Source organism: Streptococcus saliviloxodontae (genome assembly GCF_016908655.1).
Taxonomy (GTDB): Bacteria; Bacillota; Bacilli; order Lactobacillales; family Streptococcaceae; genus Streptococcus; species Streptococcus saliviloxodontae.
The window spans coordinates 1-24,138 of the sequence record NZ_JAFBEI010000002.1 but is presented as its reverse complement, the minus strand read 5'-3'; the positions used below and the strand labels follow the sequence as shown (position 1 = coordinate 24,138).

Genomic DNA, 24,138 nt, shown 5'->3' with positions numbered 1-24,138 from the left:
TCCTTCTTTCTTACGACATGAAAAGTCGAAAAATTTGCGTTTCATGTTTGACCTGAGACAGTTCAATACCAGGTGTATTGGCTCCTAGGAGAAGCTCATCTCGGTCTTTAATATCCTGATAAATCTCTTCCAAAATTGGAAAAGTATTTTTGACAATTTCTTGCCCTGCGATTTGCCCCAAAGGAATGGCACGTACCGCATTTTGAACCATAGTTGAAATAATGCTGTAACCGTAAAGCATCATTGCTTCTTGAGCTGAGAGACGCTTATGGTAAGCATAAAGAGCAAAGACGATACCTGGATTTCCAAAACTCTGACCAGCTCGAATTCTCTTTTGATAGGTCGCTAAATGGTCAAGTGGACACAGTTTTTGAATGAGATTAAGCATCTGCTTGGCAATCATCTTGGTACCGTTTCGGGTCTCACTTGCCTGTGATGACATGGTTAAAATCTGGTCGTATTCCCAAACTTTATCCAATTCTCCCGCTTCCAAGGATTTGTAAACCAGACAAATTACAAAGGCTTCACCATATTTATACTGAGTTTTCAAAAAAGTATCCTGCCAAATTTCAAATTCTTTGGCGTTAGTAATGGTGTCCTCACGAAGATAGTTTTCCATACCAAAGGAGTGATTGAAGGTTCCGATAGGGAAGGTTGAATCACAGATTTGAATAACTTCTAAAAAATCCGTGGTCGGAATACTTGCTAAACCATTAATGTTCATGGGCAGTTAAATTCACATGTCTCAAAGGCTTATCCAAGACAATTTCTTCGATAGTGTAGGCAATGTCTTTTTGAGTCAGCACTTGCTCTACAACTGGGTCAACTTCAAGGTAGATTTTGGCATCTTTGACCACGACTGGCTTGTGGGTGTTTCCCAAAATATGAGCCGTTGTTCCCATCTCATCCATATCTTTAGGCGAAATAACAATCAAGTCTTGTGATTCCACACCAATGGCCAAAACATGATGATCATCAATGAAAAAAGCTGAACCGTTTTCCAAACGTTGACCTTTTTCCAGACGAATGCCAAAGTCATTGCCGTGATCGCTGGTCACACGGATAATTTTTTTATTCAAGTCATCGCTTGAAAGTGTTACTGTTTCGATATGATACTTGTCGACATCTAGGTCTTTGACTTGAGCATCAATTTTTGTAAAAATCATAAATTCCTCGCAGTATTTAATAACATCAAAAGAGGTTGGAGTTACTCAGCCTCTTTTGCCTTTTTATGTTTAGAATAAGAAATAACGTTGTGACAATGATGTTGTATGGATAGGCTCACAAGTGATCAATTCGTCATCAATGAAGACATCAAAGGTCTGTGGATCGATACGGATTGTTTTTGGAGCGTAATCATTCAACTTCATATCACGTTTGCTAATATTACGGGTATTTTTAACAGGAAGAACGATTTTATTAAGACCTAATTCTTCCTTGATCCCATGCTCGTAAGCGTATTGTGACACAAAGGTCAAGTTGGTGCGGTGAACAGCTTGTCCATAAGCACCGTACAATTTACGCATGATACGAGGTTGCGGTGTTGGTAGACTTGATCCAGCGTCCCCCATAACACCGTAAGTAAGCATACCAGCTTTCATGACCAATTTTGGTTTAGCACCAAATTGAGCTGGTTCCCAGATAACAAGGTCAGCGTATTTACCGATTTCAACAGAACCGATGTAGTCTGAAATACCGTTGATAATAGCTGGGTTGATCGTGTATTTAGCGACGTAGCGTTTGATACGGTTGTTATCGTTAAATTCAGAGTCACCTTCAAGAGGACCACGTTGAGCTTTCATCTTATCAGCCAATTGCCAGCAGCGCATAGCAACCTCACCAATACGTCCCATGGCCATAGCATCAGATGTCATAACAGAAAGAGCACCCATATCATGAAGAACATCTTCGGCAGCCACTGACTGCTTACGCACACGAGATTCAGCAAAGGCAACGTCTTCTGGAATTTTTGAATCCAAGTGGTGACAAACCATAACCATATCAAGCAACTCACCGATAGCGTTAGTTGTGTAAGGGTTAGTTGGGTTAGTTGATGATGGCAAGATATTTTGTTGACCTGCCACAATCATAATATCTGGAGCGTGTCCTCCACCTGATCCTTCTGTGTGGAAAGTATGGACGGTACGACCTTGGAAGGACTCCAAGGTATTCTCCATGAAGCCACCTTCATTCAATGAGTCCGTGTGAACCGCAAAGGATACATCATACTTATCAGCAACTTTCAATGAATTGTCGATACCTGCGTATGTTGCACCCCAGTCTTCGTGTGTTTTAATTCCACCAGCACCAGCACGGATTTGTTCTTCAATGACTTCTGTATCTGAACCAATCCCTTTAGCCAAGAAACCGAAGTTAGCAGGCATGTTATCAACTGCTTGAAGCATACTTTGGATGTGGAATTTACCGGGTGTACATGTTGTGGCATTACTTCCTTCGGCTGGACCTGTACCACCACCAAAGAGAGTTGTAATCCCATTATCCAAACCAAATTCAGGAAGGTCTGCTGAGATATAGTGAACGTGAAGATCGATACCACCAGCAGTGACAATCAAACCATCAGCTGAAATTGCTTCCGTGCTAGCCCCAACGATAAAGTCCACATTATCCATAGTATCTGGATTACCACCGCGACCGATAGCGACGATTTTACCATCACGGATACCGATATCAGCCTTGATAATTCCTGTGTAGTCAATGATGGTTGCACCTGAGATGATAGTATCTACGACAGCTGGGTTGCTGCGAGTTGCCGTCGCACTCACACCCATACCATCACGAAGCACCTTACCTCCACCAAATTTTGACTCTTGTCCATAGACAGTATAGTCTTTTTCAATCGCAGCAAAAAGGTTGGTATCCCCAAGACGAACGCTGTCTCCTACTGTTGGTCCAAAGTGCTGTGCATACTCTGAACGTTCCATTTTAAAGCTCATATTTTTCCTCTTTCTAATCTAAGAAACCATTGACCTTGTTGTTGAAACCAAAGATACGACGTTTGCCACCAAAATCAATCAAATGAACTGTTTTTGTTTCTCCTGGTTCAAAACGAATGGCAGTTCCTGCTGCAATATCAAGACGTTTGCCGTAGGCTTTTTCACGGTCAAATTGAAGCCCCGCCTCATTTGCCTCATAAAAGTGGAAGTGAGAACCCACTTGGGCAGCACGGTCACCAACATTTTTTACTTCAAGTGTAATCGCCTCATAACCACCATTGTAGTCAATTGGCTCTTTAGAAAGATGATATTCACCTGGAATCATGATTAGTCCTCTTTTCTCTTATTGAATTGGGTCATGAACAGTAACCAATTTGGTACTGTCTGTGAAGGTTGCCTCAACCTGAATCATTGGAATCATTTCTGGAATACCTTCCATAACATCTTCTCGTGTCAAGATATTGCGAGCTTCATCCATCAATTGAGCCACTGTTTTCCCTTCTCGAGCACCTTCCAAGACGTAATCTGTAATGAGTGCCACACACTCTGGATGGTTCAATTTGATGCCTTTATCTTTACGGCGTTGCGCTATCATAGCCGCAAGGCTAATCATCATCTTTTCTTGTTCACGCATTGTTAATTGCATGTGAATTCCTCCAAATACTCATTTACCATTTTCCGATTAACATCAAAAATCCTGGAATCCAAGCTGTCACGATACCTTCAAAAATAGCAAGGTAAGGGACAAATTTCCCGAGATCTTTTTTGAGGTTAATTTCAATAAATCCTGTTAGCCATAACAGTCCCCAAAGCCACCAAATGATACCATAGATTGCATTACCACCATATCCTGAAGTCATACACAAAAGACCTGCAGGTACAGAGTTAATAGCTACAAAGAGACTAAACCAACCATAAAGTCGTTGGTCAAAATCAAAGATGGTATTGATAGCAGAGTAGAGATAGGTAAAAGCAAACAAAAGTCCTGTTGCACTTCCGTAAAACCACTCAGCATCCTGTCCACTACTATTTCCATAGGCAATAGCAATGATATTTAGAATCAAACCAAGACCACCTGTGAAGATATTCATGACAACATTAGATTTATCCTGAATGCCTTCGAGTCGGTAAAGACCGTTACTGATCAATACAATTCCGACATACAAAAGTATTACGCCTAGCATTCTGTTACCCCTTTCTTATTTTACTGGTATAATCATACTACTCCAGTTTTGAAAATTCAAGGTTTTTTAGAATTTTTTAACCTATTTTCTAACATTAGATGTTACAATAAACTAACAGGCACTTGGCTAGACCCCTATTTATCCTTTTGTTAAAATAGAGCTTATGTTAGATGTAAAAGATTATGGTATCGAGATGTGGGACGAAACAAAGATTGCTGACTTTCGACGTACCCTCTTATCCTGGTACGATCGCGAAAAACGCGACTTGCCTTGGCGTCGCACACAAGACCCCTATGCTATTTGGGTATCAGAGATTATGTTGCAACAAACGCAAGTCGTGACTGTCATCCCATACTACGAACGTTTTTTAGAATGGTTCCCTACCATCCAGGACCTTGCTCAAGCGCCTGAAGAAAAACTACTAAAAGCTTGGGAAGGACTGGGTTATTATTCTCGAGTTCGTAATATGCAAACGGCAGCCCAACAGGTCATGTCTGATTTTCAAGGACAGTTTCCAAATACCTATAGTGGTATTTCTAGCTTGAAAGGCATCGGCCCCTACACTGCAGGAGCTATTGCTTCTATTGCTTTTAACTTACCTGAACCAGCTGTAGATGGTAATGTCATGCGTGTCATGGCTAGACTCTTTGAAGTTAATTACGATATCGGAGACCCTAAAAATCGCAAAATTTTTCAAGCCATTATGGAAATAGTGATTGATCCCGATCGCCCTGGAGATTTTAATCAAGCTCTCATGGACCTGGGAACAGATATCGAATCCGCCAAAAATCCTAGACCTGATGAGTCTCCAATTCGAGCTTTCTGTGCAGCTTATTTACACGGAACTTATGACAAATACCCTATTAAAGAACCCAAGAAAAAACCACGCCCTGTTCAACTTCAAGCCTTCGTCATCCGAAATCATCAAGGTGAATTTCTCTTAGAAAAAAATACTAAAGGTCGATTGCTCGGTGGTTTTTGGAGTTTTCCTATCATGGAAACTGATTTTCTCGCTCAACAGTTGGATTTATTTTCAGAAGAAAACACACCTCTTGAAATCAAATCTCAAAAACAGGTATTTGAACAAGGCTACCAGCTTCAGCCAGTATGGACGGACCGTCTATTCAAACCTGTCAAACATACTTTTAGCCACCAAAAATGGACCATAGAGTTGACTGAAGGCTTGGTTGAGCAAACCTCTCTTTCTAATCAGCACGAACTCGCCTGGGTAAAAGAAGAAGATTTCCCAAACTATCCTCTAGCATCTCCTCAAAAGAAAATGATTCAACAATATTTGGATACACATTAAAAAACCTTAACCAGCCCCTTTCAACTGAAAAGGAAGCGTGGTTGAGGTTTTTTAGAATAATTCAAAAATAAGCTTGATGTTTAGTAGCGTAAGAAGTATCGCTATCCCGTAGGCAAGATAGGTATTCCACTTCGCATTAACAAATTCTCCCATCAGATTTCTCTGAGATGTAAAATACACTAAAGGAAAAATTGAAAAAGGCAACGCTAGCGATAAAAAGACCTGTGAATACACGATAAGCTGGTCTAACATCGTCTCTTGACTACCATATAAAAAGGCCACAACAATAACAGGAGTCAAGGCTAAGAGACGTGTCACAAGACGAATAAGCCAATCTGGTAACTTCATATGGAGAAAACCTTCCATCACAATCTGACCTGTTAAAGTACCTGTAATGGTTGAGTTTTGACCACTCGCCAGTAGGGCAATCGCAAACAAGGTCGAAAGAAAAGACGATGCAATAGCACCAGCTATATTGGAATCTTGAAGGGCATTATACATTTGTGAAAAGGCGCTAATGTCGCTGGCATGACCGTAAAATAGCGAAGCTCCTAAAATCAGTAAAAGAGAATTCACGATAAAGGCTAACCCCAGCTGGAGATTAGAATCCCAAGTCATAAAGCGCACTGCTTTTTTTATAGAATCCTGACTGCTATAATCGACCTTTCTAGTCTGAGAAATAGACGAGTGAAGGTAGAGATTGTGCGGCATCACTGTGGCACCGATAATTCCAAGAGCCAAAGTCAGCTTACTATTTGCACCACTATGAGACAAATCAAAAATAGACAACTGTGGTAAATAGCCAGTCAAAATTCCTGAGATGCTTGGTTTTGATAAAAAGGTCAAATAAGCAAAGATGAATAGAATGGTCAAAATTAAGGTGGACACAATAGCTTCAATTCGTTTAAAACCTAGCTTCATCAATGACAGCAATAAAAAGACATCCAAAATTGTTATTAAAATGGAAAATAATAGCGGCCAACCAAACAACAAGTGCAAGGCAATCCCAGAGCCGATAACTTCTGCTAAATCCGTTGCCATTAAGGCAAGCTCAATGATGATAAAAAGCAGATAACGTAATCCTCTAGGCAGATGAGCTGCCGTTGCTTGAGCCAGATCATGCCGCGTCACAATACCGAGTTTTCCTGCCATTTGTTGAAGCTGCATCGCAATTAATGATGACACTAAGATAACTGATAGCAGTAAATATTTATAAGTTGCTCCGCCGACCACACTGGTAATCCAATTACCTGGATCCATATAACCAACGGCTACCAAAGCTCCTGGACCAAGAAAGGCACGAAGGGTCTTAAAAAAAGAAGCATTATCTGGAACTGATACACTTTGGTTGATATCTGATAGAGATTCTTTTGAAGGTTTTTGAGAAATAGCTGACATAGCAATCCTCTTTCTATTCTAGAGTAAATCTATTATAACATAAAATTAAGTATACTTAACTTTTAAATACACTTTTCTTAATTGATAATCAAAAAAGCTTGGATAAGCTCCATTTGCCTATCAACCACAATTATAAACAGTCTAAATTTTAAAATCGCTATTGATTTCTATGAACAATCAAAATACACCTACTGTTATAACAATATCAAAATTTTTCTATACCTTGAAAAGAGATTGGAATCACCTTTCCAATCTCTGTGCGTCTATTCACTATAACCTAATGTTAAAGCACTCAAAATCAAAGCTAACTCCAAAATCTATAGTAAGATATCTGAATTAGTCGAATTATTTGCCAATACTAGTGGTGTTAGCCCACTCTTTACTTAAAAACTGGTCTTGGATTGTATAGTTAGGAGCAGGTCTTGGATTGGTCAAAAAAGGTTCGACAGCCTTATCCATAGCCAGCCAACCCGACCAGCCCATATGAATCGTATCTTGCATAAAATAAGGTTTTGCACCGTCCTTTGAAAGATCAACGATATTGGTAAACCCTTGACTTTGAAGTTGATACTTAATCTTGGCAACTGTCTTTTGATACATCTTGGTATCCAACCCAGTGTAGGCTACCCACTTACTATTCACAGGGGGAATAATGAAGAGAACATTGGTGTGGTTTTTCGCAAATTGGTTCAAAACCAGTTGTAAATCATTATACTCAGGCGATTTTAAGTAGCTAAAGTGAGCCTGCGAGCCTTTTAATTTTTTTAACTGAAAACCGATGCGAGATTGGTAAAAACTGTCTTTAATACCAAAAGAATTATTTCTAGTCTCTTTCTGACCTAACTGGATGGCCTGTTTTTCTAACTGATCGTAAGAAAAAGTATTTGGCAAAGTCTTCGCTTGTGACACTATTTTTTGCTGATAGACATTCCTTAGTGAAAACTGACCAAATAGATTATCTTCCTTTTGGTAAATCAAGTCCGCTACAGATAATCTTCTCTTATCGCTAGTAGATAAACTTTTACCACTTGCAACTTTCTCAACTAAATCTTTCAAGCTTGCATTAGGGTACATCGTCAAAAAGCGCTTAGCTGCATAACGGTCATACAGACTTCCTGTCTGTTGTTGCAAGAAGTCAATCAACTGACCACTGCTAAAATAACTCTGAAAAGCAGCTGGACTTTCCCCTTTCTTGACGAACCACTGAGGAGATACAAAGTAAACTGCCTGCTTATTTCTCATCTGGGAATGGATTTGCGCCATTCCAAAATAATGTGTTAGAGAAGTCGCTCCTTTTTGTCCCAACAAATAAGGAGTGTAATTGCGATGATAGGCTTCTGCCAAAACAGACGGATGCATAGGATCTATCCGAGACCATTCACTAGATCCAAAAAAAGGAACAAACCGATGTTTTGTATCAGAAAGTGCACTGACTTTCCTATGTTTACTTTTAAATGTTTCTGTAGTTAAGGAGACTGCCGCATTTTTATCGCTTCGAAAAGAACTTCTCAACTGTGTCGGAAAACAAACAAAAACCAAGACAACTAGGAACAAAGCACAAATAACCGGCCCTAAAATCTGCCAAAGTCGCCTAAGCATTTCGAAGTTCCTCTACTCCTGCAATGATTTTATTGGTGGTATTCCAGTCATCACGACCAAATTCTGACACAGGAACTGTAATATCAAACTTGCTCTCTAACTCAACAATCAGCTCAACCGTCCCCATACTATCAAGTACACCAGCATCATATAAATCTTCATCCATTCTCTCTGAGACATCTTCCATAAAAAGATCATCGATAATTTCCAATACTTCTGATTTTACATTCATTGTTCTTCTCCTATTTTTAATTTTATTCTTTTTTGATAGTTTCTTAAGTAGTGCAGTCGTTAGCAACCAACTTCGTCGTTTCATGACTTATTTTAACTTGATATCAAAGTTGATTAAGAACTTGTATTCATAAAAATTTTTGTGACAGTCTGCCCTAAGTTGTGGGGACGGCAGCGACCGACTACGTCCTTCCATGCCTAATTTTCGAGCCTAAGGTCTCGAAAATCCCCACGATTGTTGCCCGAAACGGGCAACAATCTCATCACCACAGCGGCAACTATCGTCTTAGCGACCTTTCGGTCGCTTTTTTCTACCTATGTCATTCAGATGAATTTTGTGAATACAGGTTCTAATATTTACTCATTGGTTTTGGAAACCAGAGTTGATCCAAGAACCCTGAGAAGAGTAAGAAGGACAGCATGACCACATTGAAGGTGATCAAGATACCCAAGGCCTTGGTCCATTTGTTGTCCGGAAGTGGCGCCTGTCCCTTGCCCTTGCGTTCCTTGTTGATTTTTTTCTTCTTGCGTAGCCACCAGTCATTGATAACCAGACCAAGACCGTGGAAAAGTCCATAGGCAATATAGTACCAAGTCACCCCATGCCAGAAGCCCATGATGAGCATATTGATAATATAGGCGACGCTTGATGTCACATTGCGGTTTTTGAAAACCTTGTTTTTGACCATGACCTTAACCAGACGCATGAATACAAAGTCACGGAACCAGAAGGACAAGCTCATGTGCCAACGATTCCAGAATTCTTTCAAGTCACGTGATTTGAAAGGCTGATTAAAGTTGGCAGGGCTCTTGATCCCCATGAGGTTGGAAATACCTAGCGCAAACATGCTATAACCTGCAAAGTCAAAGAAAAGATCTAAGCCGTAGGCATACATGACACCTAAGGTCGGTAGATTGAAGACACCACCCATCTGTAAAGCCACTTCTTTAATGGGATTCATGAGTAGTTGCCCAAAGATATAAGCCAAAATAAACTTATAGAGGAAGCCCAGCATGATATAGCGAACAGATTGTTCCAGCATGTCCAGCAATTCTTCACGCTCAGGGATATTGTCATAGTCCTCATTGAAGCGTTTGAAGCGGTCAATTGGTCCGCTGGAGAAGGTTGGCATAAAGAGTAGGAAACGCAGGAATTGCCAGAGACTAAATTCTGTTAGTACACCGTCACGCATTTCCATAAGCATACCCACCGCACGGAAGGTCAAATAAGAAATCCCTAAGAAGCCAAAGAGTGAAGCACGATTTTCGACCTCAATCAGTGGACTGATTTTGACAAATGCCAGCGGCAAGACTGATAAGAAAATCCAGAGATAAAAGACCCACTTATTATCACGCGCCCTGCGGTAAAACTTGTAACTATAAACTAAAATAATCTGCCAGATCACATAAGCTAATAGCGAAGCCAGTTGATTAAGGTGCTTTCCTGTCAACATTAAAACAATAAAAATTAAACTAACCAATGCTTCATATGCGGGGAATCTCTTCTTGAAAAAGAGACCAATAAAGATTGGAAAAACAGCCAAAATCAAGTAGAAAAAGTACTGAGGATTACCATAAGCTTCTAATTTAGGTAACGAGCGAAGAAAATCAATCATCGATTATTTACCTCACTCATGAGTCCTTTAATATCAATCTTACCATTTGGAGTCAAAGGCAGACTATCACGATAGATAAACTTAGAGGGCATCATGTAGTCCATCATGATATCTTTAAGGTCCTCTTTTATCTCTTTTGTGATATCAAGTTCTCGGTCAAATTGCTGAGCGATACCTTCTTTAAGAACAACATAAGCCAAAAGATTTTGAACTTTGTGATCCTTATTATATCGAGGTACTGCTACAGCTGATTTGACGTATTGTGACTTGTTAAGATTCTGCGATACTTCCTCTAGTTCAATGCGGTAGCCATTAAACTTAATCTGGAAGTCCAAACGACCTCCGTAAATCAGTAAACCATCTTCCATCATACTACCAAGATCCCCGGTATGGTAAGCCGGCTGACCGTCTAATTCAAAGAATGCAGCCTGTGTACGCTCAGGATTATTAAGATAACCTTTTGACACAGCAGGTCCTGTCACAATAATTTCTCCCTGTTGACCAGCTAACAACTTCTGCCCATCTTCATCCAAGATAAAGGTCGGTGAATCAGGCTTAGTGTAACCAATCGGAAGACGTTTATAAGTCGTTAGCATTTCCTTAGTTATCGTAACAGCTGATAAAGCAACTGTCGCTTCCGTTGGCCCATAAGAATTAATGATACGAGCTTCCGGAAAACGTTCTTGAAGTTTTTGCGCTGTCTTAACCGTCAGCTCCTCACCACAGAAATAAAAACGCGTTAGATCAGGCAAGTTTTCAGCATTGAAGTCAGGTGACAACATGGCCATGTCCACAAAGGACGGCGTTGAGACCCAGACTTGGATGGGCATTTGATTAATGGTGTCAAAGAGGCGCTTGAAGTCTGTCGTTAAGTCTTTTGGCAGAGCAAATAAGGTGCCCCCCTTAGCCAAAGTCGGTGCCCAGTACATGACCGACAGGTCAAAGGAATATGGCGGTTGCGCCAGTGTTTGCGGTTGGTCAGGTACCGAGAAGGCTTCCGCTGAAATCATCCAATTGGTAAAACTGAGCAAATTATCGTGGGAGATTTGCACTCCCTTAGGCTTGCCAGTTGTGCCAGAGGTAAAGATGATATAGTAATTGTCATCTCCCTTGACAGGATGTGTCAACTCATAAGAGGCTTTTTGTGCGAAGATGTCTTTTAACTGCGCCAGCTTAAGCACCGGAATAGTCTTAGCATCCACCGGAAATTCTCCAACAGAGATAATGAGACTAGGCACTGCTATTTCCATAATAGCCTCAATACGCTCTAGCGCCGAATGCTGATCCACTGGGATATAGGCATGACCCGACTTAGTCAGTGCCACAAAGCTAGCTAACATCTCATATTCTTGTCCACCAAAGACCAAGATAGGTGATTTAGCCTTAAGACCAAGTGTATCAATATAAGCTGCCAATGAATCAGAATCAGACTTCAAATTAGCATAGGTGTGAACTTCTCCTAAACTATTATAAACAGGGAAGTCTCCTTGTGTTTGAGCCAACTGCTCAAGATTGTCAATCATATCATGCAACATGTATACAATCCCTTTCTAAAATTCATTGTAGATAAAATTACCCTGACCACGACCAAGATAACTGAAAAAGTAAATCAAGGTCATTATAATAGCGAAATAAAATAGGGTTTTCCATAAAAATTGATAACGTTTTGTCATTCATTACTCCTTATACGATTGGTAAGGTTATATCAAACAGAACACTGCCATCCTCTTGATAAGCCTGGATCGTCCCCTTGTGTCTCTCTACAATCGCCTTAGCTATAGACAAACCTAAACCAAAGCTTTGACTATTGTTTCTAGAATCTTCTGCTTGATAAAAACGCTCAAATAAATTTTCCATAACTTCCTCTGGATAAGGATAACTAGGATTTGAAACAATTAAATTTATCCTTCTTTTGGTTTTAGACAAGGTTATTTGTAACTTGCTTTTAGTTAAAGAATACTTAATAGCATTATCTAGTAAAATTGCCACAAGTTGCTTTAACTGAGCGTCATTTCCCATGACAAAGAGATCCTCAGTAATACAAGCCTCAATCCATTTGCCTTCCTCATAGGCCAAACTCTCATAACTAAGAATCATTTCCTCACAAATAGCAGATAAATTTACCTTCTTAACATCAAAAGAATAGTCTACTTCGTCTAATTTTGACAAACCTAGCAAATCCTGAATTAAATGCTCCATACGCTTACTTTCTGATAGAATATGATCTAAATATCGGTTTGGTTCAACTTGCTGTTGAAGTACTTGTGCATTTGCCCTAATAGCTGCAATAGGTGTCTTTAATTCATGGCTAGCATCAGAAACAAAACGTTTCTCTCGGACAATAGCGTCGTGAGCTGGCTTGGTAATAAACCGGGACAAATAAATACTAACTCCTGTCAATAAGAAAAAGCTAAAAAATGCAAAGCAAATAACTAAGAGATTCTGCACGGAAGATATAGAATAACTATCAGTATCAATAAAGACAAGCTGCCACTTACCATCTGACAATTCTCTAAGAGAATAAATAAAATGATGCCATTTCCACTTTTTCTTTCCCAAATTCAATAAAGACAAACTAATCTTTTTTACTTCCTTATTGGTTAATTCCGTAAAATTGGATGCAACTGTCGGTACCATATCTTCATCAATGGTCACAAAAGCTACAGCTTCATTTGAATAATCTTTCAAGTAACCATTTTTAGAAATTACCTCAACGACCCGATGAGTATCATAATCATTCCAATATTCATCATAAAAGTGGCTAATCATAAATAATAATAACCCTAGTCCTGCCATTAAAGACATGGTGATAATCACAAATTTTTTTCGAAGTTTTGTTAGTATGCTAGCTCACCTCTTCTTCCATAGAATAACCAATTCCTTTAGTTGTTTTAATCCCTATAGTCGCTTTCAAAAAACGCAACTTTTTTCTCAAAAAAGAGATGAACACTTCCAGTTGATTATAGTCAGAGTCATCCAAAGGCCCCCAAACTTTCAAAATTAAGCGATTTTTAGGAATAACTTGATGCGGGTTTCTCAAAAATGTTTCCATAAGCAAAAATTCTTTATTCGAAAGAGTGACTCCATGACTATTAGTGCTCAATTCACGATTCTCTAAATTCAACATGATATTTCCCAATTTGAGATAGTTGACCTGACTCACTGTAGATTGTCTCGTCCTCACTCTAATACGTGCTAAGAGTTCCTCTGCCTCAAAAGGTTTCGTCATATAATCATCAGCTCCCAAATCAAGACCACTCACCTTATCTTCCAACTGTGATTTAGCTGTCAGAAAAATAATGGGAACATCCATATCTAACTGTCTGACCCTCTTTAAAACTGATACCCCATCTAACTGTGGTAACATAATGTCTAATAAGATTAAATCATACATTCCTGTTACTATATAGTCCAGAGCAGATTCCCCATCACCTACCATATCAACACTATAAGTAGCAGATTCAAGGATTGCTTTTATCGCCTCAGCAATACTAATTTCATCTTCGACAACTAAAATTCTCACTAAAGTCCTCCCAATTACTTATTGCTACGATTAGTATAATATTCCAAAATTGAATTAACCTTGAAATTAACCTCAATAGAGCAATTTAGTGACTTCTTCCATCTCTCAGACTCACTTCTCCTGAATCATCATTTTTTCAAAAGTAAACATCAATTCGTCACTATCGTCATTGAATGGAAAGATATCAATAATTTTAAAACCACACTTCTTGAGATAGAAAGCGATATTTCGTTTTTCAAAATAAGGAGTAACAGTTTCCCAAACCTTAGTCTCTGGGAAACTCTCCTCAATTAAATACCAGGCTCGGCTACCGTATCCTTTGCCAATATCACTCACAGAGATATAGAAGAAGTCTAGGTGATTATGTTGATCAGCAGAGATTTGTAACACAACACCACCAACACGATGACCAGAATCTTCTATAAAAAAGCTCTGAGCATTTGGATGTTGCAGACTTTCCAATAAATCCTCTGTTGGAGGTATCAACTCTGTCGGAATATCTTCCTCTTTATCGACCGCTAAAGCAAACGAAGCTTGACAATCTTCTATAAAAGAAGGCCAGTCTGATTTGTCCAAGGGAATAAGTTTCATCGGTTCTCCTTTACCAATTTGACAATTATCATAAGAGACTCAGTGTTTTCTCAGGGATAGTTAAAATCCCCGCTATCAATAAGCTCCTGTTTTATTTTACGATATTCAATGGCAGAAAAAAAGAAGAATGATATCATTCTCTATCATTCTTCTTATCACTGATTAAGCGTTTAATTCTGCTACGATTGCTTTAATTTGTTCTTTAGTGTGAACACCTGCAACTTGCTTAACGACTTCTCCATCTTTTTTGAAGAGAAGTGTTGGAATAGACATGATACCAAAGTTTTGAGCTGTTGCTGGATTTTCATCCACATCAACTTTAACAATCTTCAACTCATCTTCATCCAACTCCTCAGAAAGTTGATCCAAGATAGGTGCTTGCATCAAGCAAGGACCACACCAAGTTGCCCAAAAATCAACAAGAACTAATCCTTGACTTGTTTCTGCTTCAAACGATGCATCTGTAACGATATGTGCCATAATATTTACCTTTAACTGGAAAAACCAGCTTTATCCCTTTCTATTAATAAGCTCAAAAGCTTTACATGTCCTCATAATATCTTAAAATCAGTATTTTGCCAACTATTTGCTACGTTAGTGTGATAGAAAATTTCTATCACATTTTCTAAAAAAACGATTAGGCTTTTTCATCAACCAGCTCTGTTAATTGTTGGAAGAAATCTGGAACTTCTTTTTTTAGATTGACAAACTGACCTGAACTATTCAAAAAACTATGTTCTGAGTGGGCGCTGCAAACTTCTTGACCATCTTGATTGGTCATTTTGTAATCAAAGCCTAGACGCGCAGCTTTTACCAAAGAAACTGAAATCACAATGGTAACTTCATCCGCAAAGGTAGTCGTCGCCTTATAATCACACGATACCCGCGTCACTGGAGAGATAATTCCCGCTTCTTCAATTTTGTCATAAGGCCAACCGATTTCTTTTAGTAAATGGGTTCTAGCTTCTTCCATCCAGCGGATATAGTTGGAATGGTGACTGATTCCCATACGATCTGTTTCATAATACTGAACATAGTGTTTATAAGTTATTGTCATTAGTTCTCCTTTAATGATTAGGCTGATAGCCTGTTTTGTCTGCTTCTGTAATTGGTCTAATAATACGGCAAGGAACTCCTGCAGCAATTGAATTTGATGGAATATCTTTGGTCACCACAGAACCTGAGCCAATAACCACATTGTCACCAATAGTCACTCCTTGATTGATTTGGACGCCACCGCCAATCCAGACATGACTACCGATAGTCACAGGTTTTGAATAGCAAGCACCGTTTGCCCTTTCGATAGGATCAATCGCATGATTAGAGGTATAAATTCCCACACGTGGCCCAAATAGCACATGGTCACCAATCTCAATACCACCACCGTCTAGCATGACACAATCAAAATTGGCATAAAAATGGTTGCCAATACTAATGTTGGAGCCAAACTCACAACGGAAATTCGGCTCAAAGAACACATCCTCTCCCATTGATTTGAGCAGTTTTTTCAAAATAGCTTGACGTTCTTCAGCTGGTTGACCAAAGCTAGCATTGTATTCATTAGTCAAAAGGACGGTCTTCTCACGCGCTTCAACTAATTCCTTTTGCAAGTCATCATACATACGACCTGATGCGACCTCAGCAAATATCTCCTCGTGTCTCATAGTATTTCCACCTTCATTTTTTCATAGTATAGCAAAGAACGAGAGATGACAACCACTCTCTCCTCTTGAAACCATAATCTGATTTTTCCCCTAGTCAGATTTGATACTCTACATGGCTAAACAACTAGCACCTTTTTGTTCCTCAGTATCTCAGAGTCATAGGACAAATAACAAAGCCCCCCAGAGAATCCCTAGAATAAGACCAACCAAAACATCTTTGGGATAGTGTACACCTGCTAGAACACGGGCTACAGCTAATAGCCCAGCCAAGCCCAACATCAGTAAGCCTATCCCTAAATAAACCTGACAAAAACACATAGCAATCACACTAGCACTAAAAACATGCCTACTTGGAAAAGACTGTCCTTGAGTATCCTTAGCAATCAAGGGACTTATTTGCCACTCTTCATAGGGCCTTGCTTGATTGTACCAACTTCTAAAAAAACTAACCAAGAGAAAACCAAGCCCCGGTATCCCTATAACAAATAGAAGCCTATCTGGCTGTTTCCAAAAAAGATAAGCCAACAACAATGGGTAACAAAGATACATCAGAGTCGTTATTCCCTTATTGGTCAATCGTAATAGTTTCAATTGCCATGAACTAGCCCTTAACTTAGCTGTTAAACGACCATAAAATTGCGCATAATCTTTCATAACACCATTATATCAAACGAAACATAAAAAGAGCGGAATAGTAAGAGCATCTTGGAGATGTTTTTAGCAGATTGACAAAGACATTCAATGTTAGCAGCACGTTCTCACCTCTAATCGCTGATTTAAAGCAAGCTATCCCTACTGTGTCAGCTCCTCTTTCGTCCAACTTGATGTCAAAAGGAGTTTGGGACAACAGTAGTCCCAAACTCCTTTTAGTGATATCTTGATAAAATGAGATTTACCATTCTCGTTTCAAATCTAGTTTAATGATCGTATTGCGTTAAATCTTGTTTTAGGAGGAAAAAGAAAATATCTCCGTATGTTCCTGAGTAATCCAAATCGTGTCCATTATAAGTCAACTTCGTCACCTTATAATAGTCTGCGATCCCAATCAAGCAGGCTTGTTGTGAACGTTCAAATTCATCATAAGACTCAAACGAAACAACCTTTTCTTGTTTAGCTGCATCAAGGTAAGTAATTGTAATCATAATCATTTCTCCTTCAATGTGATAACTTTAGTCTAGTCCTCTTTTTTTATTTAGACAACTATCTTGCTCAAGTTTTTAGGATGAGTGAAAATATATCTGAAAATTTCTTGCAAAGTTTATGAAACGGCTTGTTTTTTTGAATTTCAAGAGTATAATGTAAGTCGTAATAAGGAGGACATCAGATATGGTTATGGATAACCTCATCTTGAAACAATTGATTAAATCATCGTTTGATATCCCATTGCAAGTCACTTATCCCAACGGAAAAACTGAAAACTACAATGGTGATAACCCTCAAGTCAAAATCACATTTCACAACAAAATAGCGATTTCTGACTTAGCTAAGGATGCCTCGATTACCTTAGGCGAAGCTGTTATGGACGGTTCTATCGACATCGATGGGTCTATCCAAGATCTCGTTAGCTCTGCTTATCGACGAGCCGATAGTTTCTTAAAAAGTAGTCAATTTAATCGGCTACTTCCTCACCAGTCACACACTAAAAAAGATAGCAAAATCGATGTACAAAGTCACTACGATATCGGAAATGACTTCTATCGACTTTGGCTAGACAAAACCATGACCTACTCTTGTGCCTATTTTGAACATGAAGACGATACCCTAGAAGAGGCACAGATGAACAAAGTACGTCATATCATCAAAAAACTTCATCCTCAGGCTGGAAAAACCTTACTTGATATCGGCTGTGGCTGGGGAACCCTGATGCTGACAGCAGCTAAAGAATTCGGCTTAAAGGTTGTTGGTATTACGCTCAGTCAAGAACAAGCAGACTTTGTCAACCAACGCATTAAAGAAGAAGGTCTCGAAGAACAAGCTCAAGTAATTTTGAAAGACTATCGTGATATTTCCCACGGACCTTACGATTATATTACCAGTGTTGGTATGTTTGAGCACGTCGGTAAGGAAAACCTTGGGCAATATTTCCAAACTATTTCTAGCTATCTGAAAGATGATGGTCTTGCTCTTATCCACGGTATCTGTGGCCAAGCAGGTGGTCAGCATGGTAACGGCTATAATGGATGGATCAACAAATACATCTTCCCAGGTGGCTATATTCCCCGAATGACCGAAAATTTAGAGCATATTTCTGATGCCGGTCTTCAACTGGCTGATCTCGAATGCTTACGTCGCCATTATCAAAAAACCTTAGAAATTTGGACAGAAAATTTCCATAAGGTACTTCCTGAAGTGCGTAAAAGTCACGATGAAACCTTTATTCGCATGTGGGACCTCTACCTACAAGCCTGTGCCGCTTCCTTTGAAGCTGGTAACATAGATGTTTGTCAGTACCTCATTGCCAAAGGTAAAACGCAAGAAACAATGCCTCTGACACGTTCTTATATGTACGCTTAAATAAAAAAAGTGGAGACTAAAATGAACTGCACTCCAATCGTTAGATTTATTGTCTAACTTTCGAAGGCAGTACAAAGTCCCACCTTTTTTATACCATAATAGTTTGATAAAGTCCTTGATCAAAGAGGTAAACACATAGACTATTTTAAAGTCGCACGTAATCTCAAGACCTCTAACAATATCGACAGCATCAGTCCACTACAAGTGACTAACTTTATCATACGATCGGTTTTTAATCCCATTGGGTAAAGTCAACCCTCAATAAAAACTGATAAATATCCCCGTAAGGCCCCCTATAGCCTAAGTCATGTCCCTTATAAGTTACCTTTAATGCTTTGAAATAATCATGAATATCATGCCAGCAAGCTTGTTGTGAACGGACATACTCACTATAACACTCAAATTTCACAGTCTTTTCACACTTAGCTGCATCCAAATAAGTAATCTCTAACATCGTTTTCCTCACTTATCATATTTATCGTAGATCACTTCCAGAGATTTGCCCTTAGCCAACCAATCCACTAACTTATCCAAGCGACGAATTTCTTGCATCAAAGAATCCTCTATAGTCTCAATCTGAACACCACAGATTTTACCTGTGATATTGAGGCGTTTAGGATTGTAAGCTGGTGCCTGTCTAAAGAAATCACCATAAGTCAGTTCCGACTGTAAGCACGCTTCAATCTGCTGGGGGGAGTAGCCTGTCAACCAAGCCGTCACTGCATAAACTTCTTGAGCAGCTCTTTCCTTTCGCTCAGCCTTGGCCACCAAAGCCTGATAGACACCAGCAAAACTCATACCATAAATACGGTGCGTCATCTCGTTACCTCCTGATTTGTTAAGATATGACCTTGTAAAGAAGCTTCTAAGAGTACCTGTCAATTAAACTTTATCCTAAAGAGTCTGTTTCACTTTACTTTCCCAAAAAGGGGGGGATAAGGTAACATCCGTCATTCAGCTTGTCCTCAATAGTCGTAAAAATAGTTGATTTGATTGAAAAATAGCGAAAAGCATCTGGTTCAAAATACGTTCGAATATCTTCAACTGTTAGATCTGACTTAGCTAGACTAGTCGCTACCAGTGACTCATCGTTTGGAAAATAAGTATCTGCTATGCCCTCTTCTCTCATACGCCTAGAAACTCTCCTACGTTCATCTAAGCAAACCTCTACTGCTCTTGCTGATAGACGACTAAGTGGGAAGTAAGTCTTATAGATCCTGTCTTCAAAGACTGCCATTTTAGGACGCCAATACCAGGATTCATTTGCTAAGGCATAGTAAGGGAGTAGGGCATCAGATTTGAGAGAACAGAGTCGCTTAAAGAATAACTGTCGCATAGAGGGTGTCAGATAAACATCAGGCTCAAACAACCAATAACATTCTGCTTCAACAGCCTGGTGAAAAGCATAGTAAAAATAATCACCACACAACCATCCCAAACGATGCTTAGTGGGATTGTACCAATCTTCTTGATTCAATCCATCATAAGTTGATTTTAGACCTGTTTTTTCGAGAAAATCCTTGGATAGTGAAACCTTATTCAGTCCCTCAGGTAAGTCAATCAGCTGACCCGATATTTCATCACAGATAATATAAATCTGACTAGCCGAAAAACAAGTGAGTAAATCCTCATAGGCACGCTTAACAAGCACGTCCCATTTATGCGTTCTGATACCTATAACAGTTCTCAATAGACGACTCCTTATCATCCAATAGGGCAATTACCCCAAGGTTGCAATCGTACAACCTGAGCCTCCTGCGGTTTGTGGGGCATACTCAAAGGACTTAACGTGCTTGTTGCGACGCAGATATTTAGTCACAGCTTCACGGATAACACCCGTTCCGATACCATGGATAATATCAACTTGCCCCATGTTATTTAGGAGAGCTTGGTCGATAAAGGCATCTAGCTCCTGCATCGCCTCTTCGTAGCGTTTCCCACGTAGATCAAGTCTTGCACGCGGACCAGTACTAGTCTTACCTTTGGCTTTTTTGACAGTGTGAACTTGTTTTTTCTTGGGTTGCTGAGCTTCCTCTTGGATCTTAACCAGATTAAACTCATCTTCCTTAAGGGTCATCTTAATCAGTCCAACTTGAGCTTCCCAAACGCCCTTTTTAACCTCCCTAGTCAAGCTCCCACGCTGACCATAAGCCGTCACAATGATATCATCTCCTACGCGTGGTGCTCTTTTCTTCTTAGCTTTTTTAAGCACCTTGTTATGGGAGAGGTGAGCTTCAGGTGCCAATTTTTTCAAATCTGCCTTAGCTTCAATAATCTCATGTGGCTTGAGTTGAGCCTTGGCATGAAGGTTTTTGAGGATAGTATCACTTTCGGCAATTGCCTTATCCACAATCTGACGGGCTTCAGCCGTCGCTTTTTCAACTTCTTTATCCTTGGTATGACTAAATTCATTGTACAGTTTTTTAACCGCACGGTTAAATTTAAGGTTTTCTTGCTCAACATCTCTAATATGCTCTAGACGACGGCGGGTCTCTAGAGTCTGAGCTTCCAACTGCTCAATGATACGGTTGACATCCGTGTCGGTATCTGTCATCTGCTCCGCATCATTAACAATCAGATCTGAAAGTCCCAAACGACGAGCAATTTCAAAAGCATTTGAACGCCCAGGAACCCCTTGCATGAAGCGGTAAGTTGGACTAAGGGTACTTGCATCAAACTCCATACTGGCATTTTCCACAAATTCTGTCTCAATACCGTAGGCCTTGAGCTCAGGATAGTGGGTCGTCGCCATGGTCTTAATCTGACTCAGACGCAGGTGTTCCAAGATAGCCATCGCTAAGCTAGCACCCTCTTGGGGATCCGTACCAGCTCCAAGCTCATCGATAAGGATAAGACTATCGCTATCAGCTTCATCTAAAATTTCCACAATATGAGTCATGTGACTAGAGAAAGTTGATAAACTCTGCTCAATCGACTGTTCATCTCCGATGTCTGCAAAAATATGATTGAAGAGGGCAACCTTTGACCCCTTATCTGCCAAAATCGGCAGACCAGACTGGGCCATGAGCTGCGCTAATCCCAAAGTCTTAAGCATAACGGTCTTACCACCTGTGTTAGGACCAGTGATAACAATAGCTGTCAACTGATCTCCAAAATGCAGGTCATTGGCAACAGGATTTTTCAACAAAGGATGACGTGCATTGAGCAGTTGGACTGTCTTATCTTCTGACAGACTTGGAATTGTTGCCTTATACTCTCTCATATAGAGGAATTTTGCTCTGACAAAATCTAAATGTCCTAAAAGCCAAGCATTATTACGAATCACATGAGCATGTGGGCGGAGCATTTCTGATAGCTCATGTAAAATACGAGCCATCTCATGACGCTCATCCGCTTGAAGCTGAGTTATTTCTTCATTGAGTTGGACAACCGCACGCGGTTCGATATAGACAGTGCTTCCTGATGATGAGATATCGTGTACAACACCGTTGATACGATTTCGATGCGTATTTTTCACAGGTAAGACAGAACGTCCATTACGGCTAGCAATCAGATTTTCTGATAGGTAGTCTGCGTTTTTCCTAAGAATATCCTGTAAAACCTGACGTACTTGAGTTTCACTGCTAGCAATACGGCTACGAATACTGGTCAATTCTGGACTGGCAAAGCTCTCAATAAAAGCAGCGTCGTTAATAGATTGAAGGCTACCTTGCAGAGACGGGAAGACCTCAATACTCTCAAAGAGACGTTTCAGAGCATGCAGAGCTATATTTTCCAAATCAGCGTAAAAACGGCTCATTTCTGCTGAGACAATCAGCACTTTCTTAATGTCCAGTAGTTCTTGAACGCTCAAATCAGCGTTTAGCTCCAATCGACGTACAGGCTCTTTAATATCTACCAAACTCCCTAAAGCAAAATGATGGTGTTCAATAAAAATCTCTGCCATTTCTGCCAACTCTGCAAATTGAGTCTGTAGTTTATCACGTTTATTCAAAGGTTCAAGAAGCAGTAACTCTTCTCTTCCTTGCTCCGTCTGCAAAAAAGGAGTGAACTGATCCCTTACCTTATCAAATTCTAACTGTTCTAAAATTTTTGTGTTCATAAGCCTTATTATACCAAAAAATCACGAAAAAGATAAAAAGCTAGGACGACTGTCTAGTCGTCCTAGCTTGGAGATTATGAAAAGGTTTGTAGTTGACTTAGGAGGTTCAACTACAGAAAAGTTTTAGGATTGACTATAGTATAGCAAAGCCATATAGCCATCGCAAGTTTTATGCTCACAAAAATACCCATTAAATATGAAGAAACATATAGTACCCGTTGTGCTAGTTAATTAGGCATAATCAAGAGAATATTTCAAACTCACCCCCAATTTATTATGACTACTTTCAAGCATAAGAGAATAGGTAAGCAATATTGCCTCTGTTCTAAATTTGAGTGCCCGTAAGTTTCGGCAACGTAAACACTCGATTCCAAATCGCTCTAAATTCGAAAATACGGTCTCTATGGGCTTTCTCAAACGACTGATTCTGTAATTGTCAAACCACGAATAGTCAATCATATTCTTCCTTAGTTGCGAAATCAACTTAATTCCACAAAGTGCTAGCTCTGCTTTTGTTTCTCTATCCACATAGCCTTTATCACCATAAATGATTGGAATCGGACTGTTTTCAAGAAGTTCCAAAGCCACATCGCCGTCATAAACGGAGGCTGGAGTGACCACGTAATCTATTGGAAATCCATTATCACTCACAAGTACTGAAAATTTGATACCGTAGTAGTGCATTTTCTTAGTCGCATTATATATAGCCAATATCTGCCACTTCTGATAAAAGTGTTGCTCTCAAGTTGCGAATGGGCTGACACAAAGGACAGGGAAAACTGTCAATCAAGCCAAAAGAGCAGATTTGACACAGGTCTAAGACCATAAAATAGCGCATACGCTGAATGCTTGGGGCGAGATTTTGGCAGATCCGGCAAAATCGAGAACGTTCTGGGAAATTGTTAGGAAAAAGATTGTGACGAATGGCACGGTAAATAGCACTCGCTGTTCGACAGCCCTCCTGAATTGCCCAGAGATAGCTAGCGATAATAACCGCATCAGGTTGTTTTTGTAAGTGGACATTTCGTCGATTTCTAACCTTATCAGGGACAAAACGCTGATACAAAGTGACAACTTTGGTCAAGATTTTTGAAAAAATGACTTGTGTTTGATTGGGATTTACGAGATAATAAGCTTGACTTTGTATATCGTTTCCTCATTTCGTGGTTGTTTTGAGTTTATGATACGCAAAGTTTTTTAGTTTGGCTAGAATTAACTAGCACAATGGGTATCACAATGGGTATATAGTATAAAAAAATAAGGGCTCTATAATTTCTGTAGTGGGTAAATCTCATTCAGATATTGTAGGGCTTTTTGACGGTATGCAAAAAGTCCCACATGACTTATAATGAAAAGCGACTAAACCATCATTAGAAAGTGTCACATGGAACTACAAAATTATATCAAAGAATCACTCAATATTAAAGACCCTAACATCATTTTTGATGACAAAATGGAAACACATTCCACACACAGAGAATACCATGCCAAA

General features: G+C 39.6%; 26 protein-coding genes and 1 pseudogene. 2 read left to right on the top strand and 25 right to left on the bottom strand.

Annotated elements, in window-relative coordinates:
• Positions 1–10: 10 nt before the first annotated feature.
• The 6 genes from JOC31_RS00585 to JOC31_RS00560 all read right to left on the bottom strand — a co-directional run bounded on the left by JOC31_RS00585 (position 11) and on the right by JOC31_RS00560 (position 4,138).
• A complete protein-coding gene (locus JOC31_RS00585) occupies positions 11–724 on the bottom strand; it encodes an urease accessory protein UreF (protein WP_205016282.1) in 714 nt (237 codons plus the stop codon).
• Entirely contained in the window at positions 714–1,166 is a 453-nt protein-coding gene (ureE, locus tag JOC31_RS00580) for an urease accessory protein UreE (protein WP_205016281.1), read from the bottom strand. The genes JOC31_RS00585 and ureE overlap by 11 nt, the downstream gene beginning before the upstream one ends.
• A gap of 69 nt (positions 1,167–1,235) precedes the next feature.
• Complete coding sequence (ureC, locus tag JOC31_RS00575) at positions 1,236–2,954, bottom strand: urease subunit alpha (protein ID WP_205016280.1); 1,719 nt, start codon at positions 2,952–2,954, stop codon at positions 1,236–1,238.
• 13 nt (positions 2,955–2,967) lie between these two features.
• The gene (locus JOC31_RS00570) at positions 2,968–3,279 is read right to left on the bottom strand and encodes an urease subunit beta (RefSeq protein ID WP_205016279.1); all 312 of its coding nucleotides are present in this window, start codon (positions 3,277–3,279) and stop codon (positions 2,968–2,970) included.
• Positions 3,280–3,297: 18 nt separating this feature from the next.
• Positions 3,298–3,600, bottom strand: a complete 303-nt coding sequence (locus tag JOC31_RS00565) for an urease subunit gamma (RefSeq protein ID WP_205016278.1) — start codon at positions 3,598–3,600, stop codon at positions 3,298–3,300.
• A 22-nt stretch (positions 3,601–3,622) separates the two neighbouring features.
• The gene (locus JOC31_RS00560) at positions 3,623–4,138 is read right to left on the bottom strand and encodes an AmiS/UreI family transporter (RefSeq protein WP_205016277.1); all 516 of its coding nucleotides are present in this window, start codon (positions 4,136–4,138) and stop codon (positions 3,623–3,625) included.
• A gap of 163 nt (positions 4,139–4,301) precedes the next feature.
• Between JOC31_RS00560 and mutY the strand changes: the two genes are divergently transcribed.
• Positions 4,302–5,447, top strand: coding sequence for an A/G-specific adenine glycosylase (gene mutY, locus JOC31_RS00555; RefSeq protein WP_205016276.1), 1,146 nt, complete (start codon positions 4,302–4,304; stop codon positions 5,445–5,447).
• Positions 5,448–5,498: 51 nt separating this feature from the next.
• Here the strand turns inward: mutY and JOC31_RS00550 are convergent, their stop codons facing one another.
• The 14 genes from JOC31_RS00550 to JOC31_RS00485 all read right to left on the bottom strand — a co-directional run bounded on the left by JOC31_RS00550 (position 5,499) and on the right by JOC31_RS00485 (position 17,211).
• A complete protein-coding gene (locus tag JOC31_RS00550) occupies positions 5,499–6,845 on the bottom strand; it encodes an Nramp family divalent metal transporter (protein WP_205016275.1) in 1,347 nt (448 codons plus the stop codon).
• Between the two features lie 345 nt (positions 6,846–7,190).
• Positions 7,191–8,444 carry a D-alanyl-lipoteichoic acid biosynthesis protein DltD gene (dltD, locus tag JOC31_RS00545; protein WP_205016274.1) on the bottom strand — a complete coding sequence of 418 codons (1,254 nt, stop codon included), beginning with the start codon at positions 8,442–8,444 and terminating at the stop codon, positions 7,191–7,193.
• On the bottom strand, positions 8,437–8,676 hold the full coding sequence (gene dltC / locus JOC31_RS00540; protein WP_205016273.1) for a D-alanine--poly(phosphoribitol) ligase subunit DltC: 240 nt from the start codon (positions 8,674–8,676) through the stop codon (positions 8,437–8,439). The genes dltD and dltC overlap by 8 nt, the downstream gene beginning before the upstream one ends.
• Before the next feature lie 349 nt (positions 8,677–9,025).
• Entirely contained in the window at positions 9,026–10,291 is a 1,266-nt protein-coding gene (dltB, locus tag JOC31_RS00535; protein WP_205016272.1) for a D-alanyl-lipoteichoic acid biosynthesis protein DltB, read from the bottom strand.
• On the bottom strand, positions 10,288–11,826 hold the full coding sequence (dltA, locus tag JOC31_RS00530) for a D-alanine--poly(phosphoribitol) ligase subunit DltA (protein WP_205016271.1): 1,539 nt from the start codon (positions 11,824–11,826) through the stop codon (positions 10,288–10,290). Before dltA ends, dltB begins: the two co-directional genes overlap by 4 nt.
• A gap of 15 nt (positions 11,827–11,841) precedes the next feature.
• On the bottom strand, positions 11,842–11,964 hold the full coding sequence (locus JOC31_RS00525) for a teichoic acid D-Ala incorporation-associated protein DltX (protein ID WP_205016270.1): 123 nt from the start codon (positions 11,962–11,964) through the stop codon (positions 11,842–11,844).
• Between the two features lie 10 nt (positions 11,965–11,974).
• Positions 11,975–13,135, bottom strand: coding sequence for an ATP-binding protein (locus JOC31_RS00520; RefSeq protein WP_205016338.1), 1,161 nt, complete (start codon positions 13,133–13,135; stop codon positions 11,975–11,977).
• 1 nt (position 13,136) lies between these two features.
• Positions 13,137–13,814: a response regulator gene (locus JOC31_RS00515; RefSeq protein WP_205016269.1), complete on the bottom strand. Its 678-nt coding sequence runs from the start codon at positions 13,812–13,814 to the stop codon at positions 13,137–13,139.
• Between the two features lie 111 nt (positions 13,815–13,925).
• The gene (locus JOC31_RS00510; RefSeq protein ID WP_205016268.1) at positions 13,926–14,405 is read right to left on the bottom strand and encodes a GNAT family N-acetyltransferase; all 480 of its coding nucleotides are present in this window, start codon (positions 14,403–14,405) and stop codon (positions 13,926–13,928) included.
• Between the two features lie 162 nt (positions 14,406–14,567).
• Positions 14,568–14,885, bottom strand: coding sequence for a thioredoxin (trxA, locus tag JOC31_RS00505; RefSeq protein ID WP_205016267.1), 318 nt, complete (start codon positions 14,883–14,885; stop codon positions 14,568–14,570).
• Between the two features lie 157 nt (positions 14,886–15,042).
• The gene (locus tag JOC31_RS00500) at positions 15,043–15,462 is read right to left on the bottom strand and encodes an acyl-CoA thioesterase (RefSeq protein WP_205016266.1); all 420 of its coding nucleotides are present in this window, start codon (positions 15,460–15,462) and stop codon (positions 15,043–15,045) included.
• A 10-nt stretch (positions 15,463–15,472) separates the two neighbouring features.
• A complete protein-coding gene (locus tag JOC31_RS00495) occupies positions 15,473–16,069 on the bottom strand; it encodes a sugar O-acetyltransferase (protein WP_205016265.1) in 597 nt (198 codons plus the stop codon).
• 156 nt (positions 16,070–16,225) lie between these two features.
• Positions 16,226–16,723, bottom strand: coding sequence for a phosphatase PAP2 family protein (locus JOC31_RS00490; protein ID WP_205016264.1), 498 nt, complete (start codon positions 16,721–16,723; stop codon positions 16,226–16,228).
• Between the two features lie 263 nt (positions 16,724–16,986).
• On the bottom strand, positions 16,987–17,211 hold the full coding sequence (locus JOC31_RS00485; RefSeq protein ID WP_205016263.1) for a DUF4649 family protein: 225 nt from the start codon (positions 17,209–17,211) through the stop codon (positions 16,987–16,989).
• A gap of 184 nt (positions 17,212–17,395) precedes the next feature.
• Between JOC31_RS00485 and JOC31_RS00480 the strand changes: the two genes are divergently transcribed.
• Positions 17,396–18,583, top strand: a complete 1,188-nt coding sequence (locus JOC31_RS00480) for an SAM-dependent methyltransferase (RefSeq protein ID WP_205016262.1) — start codon at positions 17,396–17,398, stop codon at positions 18,581–18,583.
• A 232-nt stretch (positions 18,584–18,815) separates the two neighbouring features.
• On the opposite strand, the gene JOC31_RS00475 is transcribed toward JOC31_RS00480, so the two are convergent.
• The 5 genes and pseudogenes from JOC31_RS00475 to JOC31_RS10050 all read right to left on the bottom strand — a co-directional run bounded on the left by JOC31_RS00475 (position 18,816) and on the right by JOC31_RS10050 (position 23,793).
• The gene (locus JOC31_RS00475) at positions 18,816–19,037 is read right to left on the bottom strand and encodes a DUF4649 family protein (protein ID WP_205016261.1); all 222 of its coding nucleotides are present in this window, start codon (positions 19,035–19,037) and stop codon (positions 18,816–18,818) included.
• A gap of 8 nt (positions 19,038–19,045) precedes the next feature.
• Entirely contained in the window at positions 19,046–19,402 is a 357-nt protein-coding gene (locus JOC31_RS00470) for a DUF2200 domain-containing protein (RefSeq protein ID WP_205016260.1), read from the bottom strand.
• Between the two features lie 94 nt (positions 19,403–19,496).
• Positions 19,497–20,273 (bottom strand): hypothetical protein, encoded by a 777-nt coding sequence (locus JOC31_RS00465; protein ID WP_205016259.1) that lies wholly within the window; start codon positions 20,271–20,273, stop codon positions 19,497–19,499.
• A 30-nt stretch (positions 20,274–20,303) separates the two neighbouring features.
• Positions 20,304–22,646 (bottom strand): endonuclease MutS2, encoded by a 2,343-nt coding sequence (locus JOC31_RS00460; protein ID WP_205016258.1) that lies wholly within the window; start codon positions 22,644–22,646, stop codon positions 20,304–20,306.
• A gap of 231 nt (positions 22,647–22,877) precedes the next feature.
• A pseudogene (locus JOC31_RS10050) lies at positions 22,878–23,793 on the bottom strand (IS982 family transposase).
• Positions 23,794–24,138: the final 345 nt, after the last annotated feature.